Source organism: Azomonas macrocytogenes (genome assembly GCF_014191985.1).
GTDB classification, from domain to species: Bacteria; Pseudomonadota; Gammaproteobacteria; order Pseudomonadales; family Pseudomonadaceae; genus Azomonas; species Azomonas macrocytogenes.
In genome coordinates, this window is the sequence record NZ_JACHXI010000007.1 from 148,397 (window position 1) to 164,827 (window position 16,431).

Below are 16,431 nucleotides of genomic sequence, written 5' to 3' on the forward strand. Positions count from 1 at the left end.
CGGAGGGAACAATGAGCGAATCGAACACCCTGCACTGGCAGAACCTGAGCCGCGAACACCTGCTGCCGCCATTCAGCGACTACAGGGAACTCAACGCCAAGGGTGCGCGCATCATCACCCGCGCATCGGGCGTGTATCTATGGGACAGCAAGGGCAACCGTATTCTCGATGGTATGGCCGGGCTCTGGTGCGTCAACATCGGCTATGGCCGCGAGGAACTGGTGGAAGCTGCGGCCCGGCAGATGCGCGAACTGCCGTACTACAACCTGTTCTTCCAGACGGCGCACACCCCGGCGCTGGAGCTGGCCAATGCCATCGCCGGCATTGCGCCGATTGGCATGGATCACGTGTTCTTTACCGGTTCTGGCTCCGAATCCAACGACACTGTGCTGCGCATGGTCCGGCATTACTGGATGACCAAGGGCCAGCCACAGAAGCAAGTCATCATCGGTCGCTGGAATGGTTACCACGGTTCCACCGTCGCCGGTGCCAGTCTGGGCGGGATGAAGGCGATGCACGAGCAGGCGGGCCTGTTGATTTCCGGCATCGAGCACATCGACCAGCCCTACTGGTACGGTGAAGGCGACGATCTCGACCCGGACGAGTTCGGCATCCGCGTTGCCGAACAGTTGGAGCAGAAAATTCTCGAAGTCGGCGAGGACAAAGTCGCCGCCTTCATCGCCGAACCGATCCAGGGTGCAGGTGGCGTGATCATCCCGCCGGACAGCTACTGGCCGAAGATCCGCGAAATCCTTGCCCGCTACGACATTCTGTTCATTGCCGACGAAGTGATCTGCGGTTTCGGGCGTACCGGCGAGTGGTTCGGCAGCGATTACTACGGTAACGCGCCGGACTTGATGCCCATCGCCAAGGGCCTGACTTCCGGTTATCTGCCCATGGGTGGAGTAATCGTGCGCGACAAAGTGGTGCAGGTACTCAACGAAGGCGGCGAGTTCTACCACGGCTTCACTTATTCCGGGCATCCCGTGGCGGCAGCGGTGGCGCTGGAGAACCTGCGCATCCTCAAGGAAGAAAACATTCTCGAACGAGTCAAGGCCAAGACCTCACCCTACCTGCAAAAGCGCTGGCGCGAACTGGCCGACCACCCGCTGGTCGGCGAAGTGCGTGGCCTGGGTATGCTCGGAGCGCTGGAACTGGTGAAGGACAAACAGACCCGGGAACGTTTCCCCGGCGCCATCGGCATGCGTTGCCGCGAACATTGCCTGGACAACGGCCTGGTAATGCGCGCCGTGGGTGACACCATGATCATCTCGCCGCCCCTGGTGATCAACGAAGAGGAGATCGATGAACTGGTCACCAAGGCACGTCTCTGCCTGGATTTGACCGCCAGGGATGCGCGAGCCTGAACGGAGCGGGCATCCACCGTCGAGATTCCTCCCGCGCAAGGCTTGTAAAGCGGCCCCAAGCCTTGCCAGACTGCGCGCCGTCAGCTTTTCCTTGCCGATCGGCAAGCGGCGTCTGCCCGCACTGGGTCGCTGCGCAGAACTTCCAGAACGAAACGAGCCATACGCATGAAAAAAATCGGTGGAACCCTTCTAGCCTTGTCCGTGGGCCTGCTCGCTGCCTGCGACAAGCCCGCAGAAAATACCGGCAAGCCGGAACAGGCCGGCAGTGCCACCCCAGCGCCTGCCGCAGAACGGACATTGCATGTCTATAACTGGTCCGACTATATCGGCGAGCGCACCCTGGCTGATTTCACTAGAGCCAGTGGCATCCAGGTCGTCTACGACGTGTTCGACAGCAACGAGGTGCTGGAAGCCAAGTTGCTGGCTGGCGCTTCCGGCTACGATATCGTGGTGCCGTCGAATGCCTTTCTGGCCCGGCAAATCAAGGCCGGTGTGTTCCAGAAACTGGACAAGGCCAAGTTGCCGAACTGGGGTAACCTCGACAAAGACTTGCTCAAGGCGCTGGAACAGAGCGATCCCGGTAATCAGTACGCGGTGCCTTATATGTGGGGCACGGTCGGGATCGGTTACAACCCGGACAAGATCAAGGCTGCCCTGGGCGACCAGGCGCCGGTGGATTCCTGGGATCTGGTGTTTAAACCGGAAAACCTGGCGAAACTCAAATCCTGTGGGGTGGCTTTCCTTGATTCCGCCACGGAAATTCTGCCGGCCGCCCTGCATTATCTGAAGCTGCCAACCGATACCACCAAGCCCGAGGATCTGAAGAAGGCTGAAGCGCTGATGATGTCGATCCGCCCCTCGGTGGCCTATTTCCAATCCGCCAAATACATCACCGACCTGGCCAACGGCGATGTCTGCGTGGCCATCGGTTATTCCGGCGACATCTACCAGGCCAAGGCGCGTGCCGAGGAAGCCGGGAACGGCGTGAAGCTCGCCTACAGCCTGCCCAAAGAAGGGGCGGGCAGCTTCTTCGATATGCTTGCCGTGCCCACCGATGCCAAGGATGTCGCCGGGGCACATGCCTTCATCGATTTTCTGCTGAAGCCCGAGGTGATCGCGGCCATCACCAACCAGATACATTTCCCCAATGGCAACGCTGCTGCCACGCCAATGGTGGACGAGGCGATCCGCAACGATCCGGGCGTCTATCCGGGCCCGGAATTGCGCCAGAAGCTCTACACCTTTCCGGATCTGGACCCCGTGACCCTGCGGACCATGACCCACAGCTGGACCCGGATCAAGTCCGGCCGTTGAACGTCGCTGGTCAAGGACGGTTGCCTGCTTGCATGAGCCAGCCGTCCTGCCATCGGGCCAGATCCATTCATTTTCATTGGGAGTTCGCGCATGGCCGTCGTTTCCAGCGCCTACCAGCAGGTCCCGACCGGCGAGAGCGGTAACGGGCAGGTGCTGCTTACCATCGACCGCGTTACCAAGAAGTTCGACGAGACCCTGGCAGTCGACAGTGTCTCGCTCACGATCAACCAGGGTGAAATTTTCGCGCTGCTCGGCGGCTCGGGTTCCGGCAAGTCGACATTGCTGCGCATGCTCGCTGGATTCGAACGACCGACAGCAGGGCGCATTCTCCTCGATGGCCAGGACATTACCGAATTGCCGCCCTACGAGCGGCCGATCAATATGATGTTCCAGTCTTACGCGTTGTTCCCGCACATGACGGTGGAGCAGAACATCGCCTTCGGCCTCAAACAGGACAACTTGCCCAGGGCGGAGATCGCCGAACGGGTTGCGGAAATGCTCAGGCTGGTGCAGATGGAAAAATACGCCAGGCGCAAGCCGCACCAACTTTCCGGTGGGCAACGCCAACGTGTGGCGCTGGCCCGTTCGCTGGCCAAGCGGCCCAAGCTGCTGCTGCTGGACGAACCGATGGGCGCGCTGGACAAGAAGCTGCGTTCGCAGATGCAACTGGAGCTGGTGCAGATTCTCCAGCGCGTGGGTGTGACCTGCGTGATGGTGACCCATGATCAGGAAGAGGCCATGACCATGGCCGGGCGCCTCGCCGTCATGCACCACGGTGCTATCGAACAGGTTGGCAGCCCGGCGGATGTCTATGAACGGCCCGCCAATCGCCTGGTCTGCGAGTTCATCGGCAGCGTCAACCTGTTCGAAGGCGAATTGATCGAGGATGCCGACGATCATGCGGTGATTGCCTGTCCGCACCTGGAACGGCCTATCTACTTCGGCCATGGCATCGAAGCGCACAGTGGCGAACGACGCCTGGCCTATGCGCTGCGCCCGGAAAAGATCCGCATGAATGTGGTGCCGCCCGAGATGGAAAATCCGACTTACAACTGGACCGGCGGCACCGTGCACGATATCGCCTATTTGGGGGGCCACTCGCTGTACCACGTTCAACTCGCCTCCGGCCAGATCGTGCAGGCACTTTTTACCAACACCTCGCGTCAGACGGAGCGCCCCGGCCTGGGCGATGTGGTCCATCTCTCCTGGCAGGCCGACAGTGGCGTGGTGCTGCATTCATGAAGGTTTCGAGCACGAATTCCGGACGCCGGCTGGTCATCGGCGTGCCGTTTCTCTGGCTGACGCTGTTCTTTCTGCTGCCGTTCATCATTGTGGTGAAGATCAGCCTCTCCATGGCGGCCGTGGCCATTCCGCCCTACACGGAAGTTTTCAGCTACGCCAACGAACAGCTACAAATACTGTTCAACCTGAGTAATTACCTCTTCCTGGCCGAAGACGAGCTGTATTTAGCCGCCTACCTGGGCTCGCTGAAAATTGCCCTGATCAGCACGCTGCTGTGTCTGCTGATCGGCTACCCCATGGCCTATGCCATCGCCCGGGCGCGCAAGGATCTGCAGACCGTCCTGCTGCTGCTGATCATGATGCCCACCTGGACGGCGATCCTGATTCGCGTCTACGCCTGGATGGGCATCCTCGGCAATAACGGCATTCTCAACAATATCCTGCTGGGCATTGGTTTGATCGACACCCCGCTGCAGATCCTCAACACCGACACGGCGGTGTATATCGGCGTGGTCTATTCCTACCTGCCGTTCATGGTCCTGCCGCTCTATGCCAACCTGGTCAAGCATGACCCCAGCCTGTTGGAAGCGGCTGCCGACCTCGGCGCGCACGGCTTGACCAGCTTCTGGAAAGTCACCGTGCCGCTGTCCAAAAACGGCATCGTCGCCGGCTGCATGCTGGTCTTCATCCCGGTCGTCGGCGAGTTCGTCATTCCTGAACTGCTTGGCGGGCCGGAAACCCTGATGATCGGCAAGGTGATGTGGCAGGAATTCTTCAGCAACCGCGACTGGCCGGTGGCTTCGGCACTGGCGGTGGTGATGCTGGCATTACTGATTGTGCCGATCATCCTGTTCAACCGTAATCAGGCGAAAGCGCTGGAGGGCAAGCTGTGAAGCGCTTCGGCTTTTCCAACCTGATGCTGGTGCTCGGCCTGCTGTTCATCTACCTGCCGATGGTGATTCTGGTCATCTACTCGTTCAATGCCTCGCAACTGGTAACGGTCTGGGGCGGCTGGTCGCTGCGCTGGTACGGCGGGCTGGCCGACAATACTCAACTGATGAGCGCGGTGCTGCGCTCGCTGCAGGTTGCTTTCTTCACGGCGCTTGCGGCCGTCATGCTCGGTACCCTGGCGGCGTTCGTGCTGACGCGCATCCCGCGCTTTCGTGGTCGGACTCTGTTCGGTGGCCTGGTCACCGCGCCGCTGGTCATGCCGGAAGTCATCACCGGCTTATCGCTGCTGCTGCTGTTCGTCGCCATGGGGCAATTGCTCGGCTGGCCCGCAGAGCGCGGCTTGACCACCATCTGGATCGCCCACACCACCTTCTGCTCAGCTTATGTCGCCGTGGTGGTATCAGCGCGTCTGCGCGAGCTGGACCTGTCCATCGAAGAGGCCGCGATGGATCTTGGCGCCCGGCCCTGGAAGGTATTTTTCCTGATCACCGTCCCCATGATCGCGCCTTCCCTGGTGGCGGGAGCCATGATGTCCTTTGCTCTGTCGCTGGATGATCTGGTGCTGGCCAGTTTCGTCTCCGGCCCTGGCGCAACCACCCTGCCGATGGAAATCTTCTCCGCCGTGCGCCTGGGCGTGAAGCCCGAGATCAACGCCGTGGCCAGCCTGATCCTGCTGGCCGTGTCCCTGGCGACGTTTATCGCCTGGTACATCGCCCGCCGCACCGAGCGCTCCAGGCGCCTGGCGCTGCAGGAGGCAGGCGCGAACGAGGTGCCGGAGCGATGAAGAACTGGCTGTATCTCGCCGTCGCCATTGTCGCCGAGGTCATGGCGACTTCGGCGTTGAAGTCCAGTGATGGTTTTACCCGGTTGTGGCCATCATTGCTGGTCATCGCCGGCTACATAACGGCCTTTTTCTTCCTGTCCCTGACGCTGCGCACGATCCCTGTCGGCATTGCCTATGCGATCTGGTCCGGTGCTGGCGTGGTGCTGATCAGTCTTGCCGGCTGGCTGCTGTTCGGTCAGCGACTCGATGCACCGGCACTCCTGGGGATGTTTCTGATCGTCTCGGGAGTGCTGGTGCTGAACCTGTTTTCCAAGGCCTCGGCGCACTGAGTGTCTGTGCCTGCTGCTCTCTACCTACAGGGCACGTCTCGCGCGGCGTTCGGCCAGTGCACAGAAAAATGCCACATATTGCCGGTGGCCGCCGGTGAAAATGACGTCCAGCCGCAGCGGATCGGCTGGGTCGCTGATGCCTGCGAGCGCAGGCCAGGGAGCCTGTGGTGTTTGCTCCAAGTACGCAGCATCGATACCGGGGCGGCGTACTTCGCCACCGCTGCTGTCGATGTAGAGCACGGTATTGTCCATGCCGAAGGTTGCGCCCAGCGCTTGTACCAGCGTGAGGAAGCCGCGGTCGCTGCCGCCGCGTAGTTGCTGTGTTTGGCCATCCTGCGTTTGTGTATAGGAGGTTACCGTGTCGCCCACGCCGACGATGCGGGGCATGTGGGCAGGGTCGAAACGATCCCGGGCCAGCTGTAACAGCGCGCTGTGTTTATGGGGCGCCTGGCGCGCATTGAAGTGTTCGCCCAGCGGGTATTCACCCGTGTGCTGATGGTAGTAGTGATTGAGGATCACCAGTACGCCAACTTCCTTGATGGCGCCTTTGAGCATGAACTGGAAATCGGTGGTGCCGGCATTGTCGCCATCGCTGTATTTGAGTCTTTCATGGCCTTGTGGATCATGCCCAAGGTTCGGTGCGTAATGCACGAAGAAGGAATCTTGCAGCTGGATACGCGCTGCTTCCTGCTGCAACGCGCGCATGAAACGCTCGAGTGCCTGTTGCAGGTGTTGATACTGCGCCGGCCGGTCATGGAAGTGCTGGTAGAAACCATTGATATTGATGGTTGGCGAGGCCAGGTTGTCCAGTACCGCAGAGGCTACCAGCCTGTCGAGGTCAGCCTGGTCCAGGTGTTGTGGCGGTAGGCTGAGGTAGGTATGGAGAAAGCGCCTGGCCCTGTCCGGTACGGACTGGAGAAAGGCAAGCTCCGCCTCGGTCACGCCCGGATGCGACACGGCACCGTAGCGATCCTGCAATTGCACGCCGCCGGCACCCAGCCCAGGCAGGTAGAAGCCTTGCTCGCGCACTTGCGCCGGTGTGTCGAACACGCTTTCGATGATGGTGTTCACACCGCGGCTGCCGATGTGCTCGCCGTTGGTCAGTACATAGAAGTGCCCAGCCAGCTGCTGCGTTGCCTCGACATAGCAACGGTCGATGGTACGGGTGAGTGGATCGCGCACCAGCTCCATGCAAACGCCATCCAGATCCTGGATAACCAGCAGGTTGTCAGTTGCGCCGAGAGAATCGAGCAGGTGCTCGTGGTTTGTCGAGAATGCATGATTTTTCTGAGTCATGCGTTCATGTTAACGCTGATGGCTCGGGCGTTCGATAGGCGGGTGGAACCGGTGGATGACTGGATTCTGCTGTCGGGCTGCTCGCTCAAGCTGCCGGGAACCTCGACGGCTATCCTGTGCACTCCCTCGTTTCCTTCGCCAACGACGTTGGCGAAGCGATCCTCGTGATGCCGTCCGAGTGGCATGGGGATGGTAACCCGCAAGGTGCTGCGTGGTATCGCGCTTTCTTCCATCACGCAGGTTTCCATGGCTGCGAGGTCGTCGAGAATTTGAATCACCCGTTCCAGGTAGACCGCACCGGCCTCGGTCAGCGTCTGGCTGCGCGTGGTGCGGTTGAGCAACTTGACGCCCAGGCGACGTTCCCGGTCGGCCATGCGATCGCTGATATCGTGCATGGATTATTCGGAATTTCCGCAAAGTTATTACGAAAATATCTAATTTTTCATTTGATTATTATTCTCGATACTGGCGCGCGCCGCTTGTCCCCGATTATGTCAAGCCATGAGGGCATGGCAATACGGATCACGGCGCTATCTCCATTGCGCAGATGAATCGAGTACCTCCTTGCCATCGAGGCCTTTTGTTCAATCGCCAGTGGTTTTCATAACGAATCGATTGAGCGCTGGAATAGATATGACCACCAGGAAGGTATCGTGCTTATTGCTTGCCCCTTTGCTCCTTGTGTGCGAGCAGGCCGCCCTGGCCGAGGAGACGGAAATCGAACTGCCTTCTCTTTCTATCGAAGAGGAATTTCAGGACCCTCAAGCGGAGACCCTGGAGGGAACGGAAGAGCAGGGTTATCGCGTCGGCAGCGCCAATGCGGGGGTGCTGGGCAAGCTGCCGCTGAAGGATACGCCTTACTCGATCAACGCGACCTCTGCTGCGCTGATCAAAAACCTTCAGGCGCAGTCCGTGGCCGATGCCCTGAAGTACAACCCAACGGTGAACTCAGCCAGTGGTGGCGATTCGGTGGGCGGCGGCGGAGCCTTTCAGATTCGTGGCTTTGTCAGTGAAAACAACGAATCCTTTATCGACGGTGTGCGCATGTATGCTCGCGCGCCGATGGAGGACAAAGAGCGGATCGAAGTGCTCAATGGCTCGGCCAGTTTTCTCTATGGCTTTGCCAATCCGGCGGGCTTGGTTAACTACACTCTCAAGCGCCCAACGGCACAACGGCTTGCCACCTTCACCACCGGCCTTTATGGCGGCAAGCAGGTTTATGGCCATGTCGATTTAGGCGGGCCGATTGACTCGCAAAATAGATTTGGCTATCGCCTTAACGTGGTAAAAGTTGGCAAGGGCGAAACGGCGGTTAATGAGCAGCATCATGGTCGCTACCTGCTCAGCGGTGCGTTGGACTGGAATATCTCTCCAGACACCCGTTTGGCGCTGGATTACTCGCACTTTTACGCCGATGTTGAACATGGTGACGATACCTTCACCGTCGGCAACAAAGTCACCAGCATTCCCCATGCCCCGGATGCCACCAAGAACTACTCACCAGCCTACAGCATTTCCAGAGATGGCTATCGGCGCTACGGTATAGAGTTCGATTCACGGCTGAATGACATTTTTACCATTCGTAGCAAATTCAACTACACCCGCATCCTAACCTACCGGCGGCGGGCGGCTAACAACATCATCACCAACGATGGCGACTACACCATGTCGCGCAGTTACCGGGAAAGTATCAGGTTCGGGCGGGCGGGTAATATTTTTCTAGATGCCAATATCAACACGGGACCTATTGCCCATGTGGTTACCTTGGGTTTCTCGGCAGAAGATGGCAACACCAAGAACGCCTATCCCTATGCCAGCAAGAAAATTTCCTTTCCGGGCATCAACAACCTCTACCATCAAGATCCCTACCCTGACGATGTAGTCGGTGATACCCGTGGCCGCGCCAATCGTAACGTTGAAAAGCTGCGCATGACCTCCACCACTCTCGCTGACCGGATCACCTTCAACGAGCAGTGGTCGGCGATCATCGGGGCCAGTCACATCACCATCGTCGATCGCAACAAGAGCTACAGCAACTACCTGAAGACCGGCACTTTCAGCCGTCAGCCCAAAAATGACAAAGAACGCACGACTCCCAGTTTTGCCTTGACCTACAAGCCGCTGTCCAACCTTAGCCTCTATGCCTCCTATATAGAATCCTTGCAAAAAGGCGATACGGCACCAAGCACTGCCACCAATGCCGATGAAGTCATGTCGCCCTATATGAGTCGGCAGGTGGAGGCGGGGATCAAAAGCACTTGGGGCGAGATGGACCTGAATGTGGCAGCGTTTCGAATCAAGAAACGCAATGCCTACACAGACCTGGTCACCAATATGTTCAAAATGGACGGTCAGGAAATCCATAACGGCCTGGAGGTCGTCGCCACCGGCAAGGTGACCCGCAACCTGACCATGACTGGCGGCTTTACGCTGATGAAAGCCTACATCGACAAGGCGACTGACCACGCCTTGAAGGACAAGACGCCCCAGGGCGTCCCGGAAAAGATTGCCCGGCTGTATGGCGAATATGCACTGGATCAAGTGCCGGGTTTGACTCTGACTGGCGGGCTTTCCTACACCGGTAAAATTTATGTCGATAGCCTGAACAAGCTACCGATCCCCTCAGTGTTCACCGGGGATATCGGCGCCCGCTACAAGATGGACGTGTTCGGCAAGGGAATCACCTATCGCCTCAATGTTTCCAATCTATGGGGCCACGACTACTGGACTACCGTGGGCGGCACCATGTCACTGGGAACCCCGCGTAATGTCGCCCTGTCAGCTACGCTGGATCTCTAGACTAAGTTAACCGTGAAGGCCGAATGGCGGTTTTCTGAAATAGGCGCTCAGCGCTTCGATGAACAGGGCGGTCTTGCGTGATTGCACGCTGCGGACCGGGTGAATGGCAAAGAAGGATACCGGCTCCGGCTCATAGGCTGCGAGCACGCGGACGAGGCGACCGGCTTCGAGATGCTCGGCGACTTCCCACCAGGATTTCTGGGCCAGCCCCAGCCCCCTGAGCGCCCACGCTACGGGGAGTTCCGAGTTGGTCGAAGCCAGCGCGCCTTCCACCCGCAGCATGTCGGCCCGGCCGGCATGGGCAAAGTGCCATTGCGCATACAGATGCGGTTCGTTGTTGAAGATCAGACAGGCATGCTCGCGAAGATTCTCAGGCCGCTCCGGTACGCCGTGCCGGTCCAGGTATGCCGGGCTGGCAACTACCACGCGGCGCATATCGAACAACCGGCAGCCGACCAGGTTGCTGTCGATGACCGGACCACCGCGAATGGCCACGTCGAATCCTTCGCCAACCACATTGGCGAAGCGATCCTCAAGCGTCAGGTGGATGCGAATCTGCGGATGCTGCTGGCTGAAATCGCCCACGAAAGGCGCGATGTGATGCCGTCCGAGTGGCGTGGGGGCGGTAACCCGCAAGGTGCCGCGCGGTATTGCGCTTTCTTCCATCACGCAGGCTTCCATGGCCGCGATGTCGTCGAGAATTTGGATCACCCGTTCCAGGTAGACCGCACCGGCCTCGGTCAGCGTCTGGCTGCGCGTGGTGCGGTTGAGCAACTTGACGCCCAGGCGACGTTCCAGGCCGGCAATGCGATCACTGATCACTGAGGTCGCAAGGCCCAGACGGCGGGAGGCGGCGGAAAGGCCTCCGTATCTGGCGACTTCGACAAAGATAGCCATGGTGCTGATGTCGTGCATGGATTATCCGGAATTTCCGTAAGGCTATTACGAGAATACCTCATTTTCATTTGATTATTATTCTCAATAATAGCGATCACCACTTGCTCTCAATTGTGTCAAGCCATGTGGGCGTGGCAAGTGGCAATTAAACATTTCAAAACGTGTAGACCGATTATCGGATAGCCGGTGATATCAGGGTCGTTGCGTTTGGGTGGAATCGGAAGAAGGTGAGTGTGGAAACGCCTTCAGCCGATACCGGACGCCTGGCTCCTCGGTGATGCATATCGATACGGATCACGACGCTATCGCCATTGTGCAGATGAATCGAGCACCTCCTTGGATCAAGGTCTTTGTTCAATCGCCAGTGGTTTCCCTAACGAATCGATTGAGCGCTGGAATATATGATCAACAGGAAGGTGTCGCACTTATTGCTTGCCCCTTTGCTCCTAGTGTGCGAACAGGCCGCCCTGGCCGATGAGACGGAAATCGAACTGCCTTCTCTTTCTATCGAAGAAGACTTTCAGGAGACCTTGTCAGGAACGGAAGAGCAGGGCTATCGCGCTGGCAGTGCCAGTGCGGGAGTGCTGGGCAAGCTACCGCTGAAGGATACGCCTTATTCGGTCAACGTCACCTCCAGCAGTCTGATGAAGAATATCCAGGCCCAGTCCGTTTCGGAGGCCCTGAAGTACAACCCGACGGTGAACTCGGGCTATGGCGGCAATACCATCGGCGGCGGCGGCGCTTTTCAGATCCGTGGCTTCATCAGCGAAAACAACGAGTCCTTTATCGATGGTGTTCGCGTGTACTCCCGCGCGCCGTTGGAGGACAAGGAACGGATCGAGGTGCTGAATGGCTCCAGCAGCTTTCTGTATGGCTTTGCCAACCCTGCCGGGATCGTCAACTACACCCTCAAGCGGCCGACCGCGCAACCGCTCGCCAGCCTGACCACGGGCGTTTATGGCGGCAGGCAGGCCTATGTCCATGGCGACTTCGGTGGGCCCATCGATTCGGAAAACACCTTTGGCTACCGCCTCAACGTCGTCAAGGTCAGTAACGGAGAAACCGCTGTCAATAAACAGCATCATGGCCGCTACCTGCTCAGTGGCGCCCTGGACTGGAATATCTCCCCCGACACACGCTGGTCGTTTGATTATTCGCGTTTCCAGGCCGATATCGACCATGGCGACGATACCTTCGCCGTACGCAATACAGTGACCAGCATCCCCCATGCTCCGGATGCCAGCAAGAATTACGTACCGTCCTATTCTGTCAACAGGGATGGCTATCGACGCTACGGCATGGCGTTCGATTCCCGGCTCAACGACATCTTTTCCATCCGCAGCAAACTGATCTACAACCGCATCAATACCTACCGGCATCGCGCCGAGAACGGGATTATCTCTAACGATGGCGACTACACCATGTCGCGCAATTATTATGAAAGTATGAAGTTCAATCGGGCGGGCAATATCTTCCTGGACGCAAATATCGACACAGGACTCATTGCCCATGTGTTTACCCTGGGGTTCTCGGGGGAAGACACCAACACCAAGTACGCCTATCCCTACGCCAACAAGAACATCACGTTTCCAGGCATCAACAACCTGTATCATCAAGACCCTTATCCTGTCGATGTACCTGACGATACCCGTGGCCATGCTAAGCGGAATACCGAAAAATTGCGCATGACGTCCACCACACTGGCTGATCGGATCACCTTCAACGAGCAGTGGTCGGCGATCATCGGTATCAGCCACATCACCATCGTCGATCGCAACAAGAGCTACAGCAACTACCTGAAGACCGGTACCTTCACCCGGCGGCCAAAAAATGACAAAGAGCGCACGACGCCCAGCCTGGCCCTGACCTACAAGCCCCTGTCCAATCTCAGTCTCTACGCCTCCTATATCGAATCCCTGCAGAAGGGCGATACGGCGCCGAGCAACGCTGCCAATGCCGATGAAGTCTTGTCACCCTATATGAGTCGGCAGGTGGAGGCGGGGATCAAAAGCACCTGGGGCGAGATGGACCTGAATGTGGCAGCGTTTCGAATCAAGAAACGCAATGCCTACACAGACCTGGTCACCAATATCTTCAAAATGGACGGTCAGGAAATCCATAACGGTCTGGAAGTGGTCGCCACCGGCAAGCTGACCCGCAACCTGACCATGACTGGCGGCTTTACGCTGATGAAAGCCTACATCGACAAGGCGACTGACCACGCCTTGAAAGACAAGACGCCCCAGGGGGTACCGGAAAAGATCGCGCGGCTGTATAGCGAATATGCAGTGGACCAGCTACCCGGCCTGACTTTGACCGGAGGGTTGTCCTACACGGGCAAGATCTACGTCGACAGCCTGAACAAGCTATCGATCCCCTCAGTGTTCACAGGCGATATCGGCGCTCGCTACAAGATGAGCGTGGCTGGCAAAGGCATTACTTATCGCCTCACTGTCTCCAACCTGTGGGACCACGATTACTGGACCACCTCGGGCGGCTCCCTGTCGCTTGGATCTCCACGCAATGTGGCCCTGTCGGCCACGCTGGATCTCTAGCCTGACGACGAGGCGGTTCGGCATCGCTCCGGGTGATCGCTGCTCGCTCGGACGCTTCTTTACCTGTTCCGCAGTCTGGCCCCCGTGTCGGGCCTGCGTCGGGAACCGCTTGCTGTCCGGCAGGACGAGAGAACGAGCTTGTCGATGAACTCCATGAGCGTTGATCTTTGCTGTATTTAAAGACAGCATCAGGATCCATTCCGGTATCCGCAAGTCCAACTAACCGGTCAGTTCCGTTGTGGGCGAGAAAGCCTCGACGCAGCGGGTATGCACGTACATAAAGGAGTTCGCATGCAACAACAGGATACCCATAGCAAGGTAATCGGCTATCTGCTGTGGATTTTCGGCTTTCTCGGTGCGCACCGTTTCTACTATGGCAGGCCGGTGAGCGGAACGATCTGGTTCTTCACGCTAGGTCTGTTGTTCGTCGGCTGGATCATCGACCTGTTTCTGATTCCGTCGATGGACCGGGAAGCGGACCTGCGCTTTCAGTCCGGCCCGGTCGACTACAACATTGCCTGGATTCTGCTGACCTTTCTCGGGGTATTTGGCATTCACCGCATGTACCAGGGCAAGTGGTTGACCGGAATTCTCTACCTGTGTACCGGTGGGTTGTTCTTCGTTGGCGTGCTGTACGATTTCTGGACGCTGAATGACCAGGTTTCCCTGCGCAATGCTCAGCGTGCCTGAGCCGTTACGTCCGCTCGATTCGCCGCCAGATGAGCGGCGTTTTCTATGAACTGACCGTAGGTTGCTCTTCTTGCAAGAGTTGCTCGCCCAGCTGCCGCGCCGACATCGGCCGACCGAAGCGGAAACCTTGCAGGGAGTTGCAGCCGAGCCGGGTAAGGAATTCCTGCTGCTCGGCTGTTTCCACGCCTTCGGCGACGACCTTCAGATTCAGGGTACGGCCCAGGGCGATGATCGCTGAGATGATTGCTGCATCCTCGTTGTTGTCGGCCAGATCGTTGATGAAGCCACGGTCGATCTTCAGTTCGCTGGCCGGCAAGCGCTTGAGATAGAGCAGGCTGGAATAGCCGGTGCCGAAGTCGTCGATAGAAATGTGTACGCCCATGCCGGCCAACTGTTCAAGGGTTACCAGGGTTGCGTCGGCATCGCGCATGGCCGTGGACTCGGTGATTTCCAGAATCAGGTGGTGTGGTTCCAGTGCATGTTTTTCTAGGGCATTGCGTACCGAGTCCAGCAATCCGGAATGATTGAATTGCACCGTCGACAGATTCACGGCGACGCTCCAGTCCGTATGGCCGTCGTCGTACCAGCGGCGCATTTGTGCACAGGCCTCGTCCAGTACCCACTGACCGATGGGGATGATCAAGCCGGTCTTTTCCGCCAGTGGCAGAAACTCGTTTGGCGGGATCAATCCACGGGTCTGATGCTGCCAGCGCAACAAGGCTTCGGTACCGATGATCGGGCCATCGGGAGCATGCAGTTTGGGTTGGTAATAAAGCAGGAACTCCTTGCGCTCCAGTGCGCGGCGCAGATCCTGAAGCAGTTGCAGTTGCTCCTGGGCGTTGGTATTCATCGAATGCTCGAAGAAACAGAAGCCGTTTCGCCCCAGATCCTTGGCGTGGTACATGGCGGCATCCGCATTGATCAGCAACTCGTGCCCATCCTTGCCGTTATCGGGGTAGATGGCGATCCCGATACTGGCCGACACCTCTACTTCATGGCGGGCGATGCTGTAGGGCTGGGCCAGGGCGTGGATGAGCTTCTCGGCAATCTTCGCCGCATCGGTCGGCTCGCCAACTTCCGCCAGCAGGACGAATTCGTCGCCACCCAGCCGGGCGATGGTGTCTTGGCTGCGCACGGTGTTGCGGATGCGTTTGGCCACTTCGACCAGCAGCAGATCGCCATGATGATGACCGTAGGCATCATTGACGGCTTTGAAGCCGTCCAGATCGAGGAACAGGGTAGCGAATGTGCGCTGCTCACGATGCGCAGTCTGAATCGCCTGACCCAGTCGGTCGCCGAGCAACATACGGTTGGGCAGATGGGTCAGCGGATCGTAAAGAGCCATTTGCATGAGCTCGCTGTTGGCTTGCTCCAGTGAGGTGGCCAGGTGTGCGGTACGTTGTTCCAGGCGGTGATCCAGGACCGAGATGATCAGCGCAATGGCCATCACTGCCAGGGTTACGATGATGACCAGCAAGGCCAGCCAGTTGCTATCGATGCCATTGTTTGCCGCACCGCAAAAGCTGCCCAGCGGAAATTGCGCGGCGGCCATGCCGGTGTAATGCATACCAGCGATGGCACAACCCATCACCACGGCGGCACCGAGGCGGCTGTAGATCATCCAGCGCGAATGCTGGCGCAGGTGGAAGGCGATCCACAGGGCTGTGCCCGAAGCCAGCACGGCAATGAGGATCGACAGGGCAAGCCAGCCCGGGTCATAGACGATGGAGGGCGTCATGTGCAGTGCCTGCATGCCCGTATAGTGCATGGCGGTGATGCCCAGGCCCATCAGGAGCGCACCCAGGGCCAGGCGCACCCAGGGGAGTTCCTGTTGGCACGCCAGCCAGAGGGCGAACGCCGAAGCACCGATGGCGATCAGCAGGGACAGCAGGGTAGGTTCGATCGCGTAGCCAAGCGGGATCGGGAGGCTGAAAGCGAGCATGCCGATGAAGTGCATCGACCAGATGCCTAGGCCCATGGCGAAGGCACCACCGATGAACCACCATTTCACCGAACGACCCGTGGCAGTGAAGACTCGACCGCTCATGTCGAGAGCCGTGTAGGAAGCAAGAATGGCGACGATCAGAGAGAAGGCGACCAGGACTAGGTTGTAACTGAACCTGTCCCCTGAGAACGGACGCCAAGAAGCACGGGGTCAAGCGGCCTGCTTCATCTTCCTGGCATAGTCGTTGGGCGACAGGTAGCCA

Annotated in this window: 13 protein-coding genes; 9 read left to right on the forward strand and 4 right to left on the reverse strand. The window is 58.5% G+C overall.

What is annotated here, in order from left to right; all coding sequences use genetic code 11:
• The first annotated feature begins 11 nt into the window (after nt 1-11).
• From FHR87_RS09325 to FHR87_RS09350, 6 genes are all read left to right on the forward strand, one after another.
• Nucleotides 12-1,367 carry an aspartate aminotransferase family protein gene (locus tag FHR87_RS09325; RefSeq protein ID WP_183166452.1) on the forward strand — a complete coding sequence of 452 codons (1,356 nt, stop codon included), beginning with the start codon at nt 12-14 and terminating at the stop codon, nt 1,365-1,367.
• 165 nt (nt 1,368-1,532) lie between these two features.
• Nucleotides 1,533-2,681, forward strand: a complete 1,149-nt coding sequence (locus tag FHR87_RS09330; protein WP_183166453.1) for a polyamine ABC transporter substrate-binding protein — start codon at nt 1,533-1,535, stop codon at nt 2,679-2,681.
• A 90-nt stretch (nt 2,682-2,771) separates the two neighbouring features.
• Nucleotides 2,772-3,923 (forward strand): ABC transporter ATP-binding protein, encoded by a 1,152-nt coding sequence (locus tag FHR87_RS09335; protein ID WP_183166454.1) that lies wholly within the window; start codon nt 2,772-2,774, stop codon nt 3,921-3,923.
• Complete coding sequence (locus FHR87_RS09340) at nt 3,920-4,816, forward strand: ABC transporter permease subunit (protein ID WP_183166455.1); 897 nt, start codon at nt 3,920-3,922, stop codon at nt 4,814-4,816. The genes FHR87_RS09335 and FHR87_RS09340 overlap by 4 nt, the downstream gene beginning before the upstream one ends.
• Nucleotides 4,813-5,658, forward strand: coding sequence for an ABC transporter permease subunit (locus FHR87_RS09345; RefSeq protein WP_183166456.1), 846 nt, complete (start codon nt 4,813-4,815; stop codon nt 5,656-5,658). The genes FHR87_RS09340 and FHR87_RS09345 overlap by 4 nt, the downstream gene beginning before the upstream one ends.
• Entirely contained in the window at nt 5,655-5,987 is a 333-nt protein-coding gene (locus tag FHR87_RS09350) for an SMR family transporter (RefSeq protein ID WP_183166457.1), read from the forward strand. Before FHR87_RS09345 ends, FHR87_RS09350 begins: the two co-directional genes overlap by 4 nt.
• Nucleotides 5,988-6,011: 24 nt before the next feature.
• Here FHR87_RS09350 and stpA read toward each other — a convergent pair whose 3' ends face one another.
• A complete protein-coding gene (gene stpA, locus FHR87_RS09355; RefSeq protein ID WP_183166458.1) occupies nt 6,012-7,283 on the reverse strand; it encodes a glucosylglycerol 3-phosphatase in 1,272 nt (423 codons plus the stop codon).
• Nucleotides 7,280-7,678 (reverse strand): LysR family transcriptional regulator, encoded by a 399-nt coding sequence (locus FHR87_RS09360; RefSeq protein ID WP_183166459.1) that lies wholly within the window; start codon nt 7,676-7,678, stop codon nt 7,280-7,282. The genes stpA and FHR87_RS09360 overlap by 4 nt, the downstream gene beginning before the upstream one ends.
• A gap of 238 nt (nt 7,679-7,916) precedes the next feature.
• On the opposite strand from FHR87_RS09360, the gene FHR87_RS09365 reads away from it, so the two are divergent.
• A complete protein-coding gene (locus FHR87_RS09365; RefSeq protein ID WP_183166460.1) occupies nt 7,917-10,082 on the forward strand; it encodes a TonB-dependent siderophore receptor in 2,166 nt (721 codons plus the stop codon).
• 6 nt (nt 10,083-10,088) lie between these two features.
• On the opposite strand, the gene FHR87_RS09370 is transcribed toward FHR87_RS09365, so the two are convergent.
• Nucleotides 10,089-10,997: a LysR family transcriptional regulator gene (locus FHR87_RS09370; RefSeq protein ID WP_183166461.1), complete on the reverse strand. Its 909-nt coding sequence runs from the start codon at nt 10,995-10,997 to the stop codon at nt 10,089-10,091.
• A 383-nt stretch (nt 10,998-11,380) separates the two neighbouring features.
• On the opposite strand from FHR87_RS09370, the gene FHR87_RS09375 reads away from it, so the two are divergent.
• Nucleotides 11,381-13,534: a TonB-dependent siderophore receptor gene (locus tag FHR87_RS09375; protein WP_221189791.1), complete on the forward strand. Its 2,154-nt coding sequence runs from the start codon at nt 11,381-11,383 to the stop codon at nt 13,532-13,534.
• Nucleotides 13,535-13,825: 291 nt separating this feature from the next.
• On the forward strand, nt 13,826-14,224 hold the full coding sequence (locus tag FHR87_RS09380; protein ID WP_183166463.1) for an NINE protein: 399 nt from the start codon (nt 13,826-13,828) through the stop codon (nt 14,222-14,224).
• 43 nt (nt 14,225-14,267) lie between these two features.
• Here FHR87_RS09380 and FHR87_RS09385 read toward each other — a convergent pair whose 3' ends face one another.
• Nucleotides 14,268-16,325, reverse strand: a complete 2,058-nt coding sequence (locus FHR87_RS09385) for a putative bifunctional diguanylate cyclase/phosphodiesterase (protein WP_246335945.1) — start codon at nt 16,323-16,325, stop codon at nt 14,268-14,270.
• Nucleotides 16,326-16,431: the final 106 nt, after the last annotated feature.

What these genes read in the sequence shown, in the direction of transcription:
- FHR87_RS09335 (WP_183166454.1), top strand. Translation starts at nt 2,772, where the DNA reads ATGGCCGTCGTTTCCAGCGCCTACCAGCAGGTCCCGACCGGCGAGAGC.
- FHR87_RS09360 (WP_183166459.1), bottom strand. Translation starts at nt 7,678, where the DNA reads ATGCACGATATCAGCGATCGCATGGCCGACCGGGAACGTCGCCTGGGC.
- FHR87_RS09380 (WP_183166463.1), top strand. Translation starts at nt 13,826, where the DNA reads ATGCAACAACAGGATACCCATAGCAAGGTAATCGGCTATCTGCTGTGG.
- FHR87_RS09325 (WP_183166452.1), top strand. Translation starts at nt 12, where the DNA reads ATGAGCGAATCGAACACCCTGCACTGGCAGAACCTGAGCCGCGAACAC.
- FHR87_RS09330 (WP_183166453.1), top strand. Translation starts at nt 1,533, where the DNA reads ATGAAAAAAATCGGTGGAACCCTTCTAGCCTTGTCCGTGGGCCTGCTC.
- FHR87_RS09365 (WP_183166460.1), top strand. Translation starts at nt 7,917, where the DNA reads ATGACCACCAGGAAGGTATCGTGCTTATTGCTTGCCCCTTTGCTCCTT.
- FHR87_RS09350 (WP_183166457.1), top strand. Translation starts at nt 5,655, where the DNA reads ATGAAGAACTGGCTGTATCTCGCCGTCGCCATTGTCGCCGAGGTCATG.
- FHR87_RS09370 (WP_183166461.1), bottom strand. Translation starts at nt 10,997, where the DNA reads ATGCACGACATCAGCACCATGGCTATCTTTGTCGAAGTCGCCAGATAC.
- FHR87_RS09340 (WP_183166455.1), top strand. Translation starts at nt 3,920, where the DNA reads ATGAAGGTTTCGAGCACGAATTCCGGACGCCGGCTGGTCATCGGCGTG.
- stpA (WP_183166458.1), bottom strand. Translation starts at nt 7,283, where the DNA reads ATGACTCAGAAAAATCATGCATTCTCGACAAACCACGAGCACCTGCTC.
- FHR87_RS09375 (WP_221189791.1), top strand. Translation starts at nt 11,381, where the DNA reads ATGATCAACAGGAAGGTGTCGCACTTATTGCTTGCCCCTTTGCTCCTA.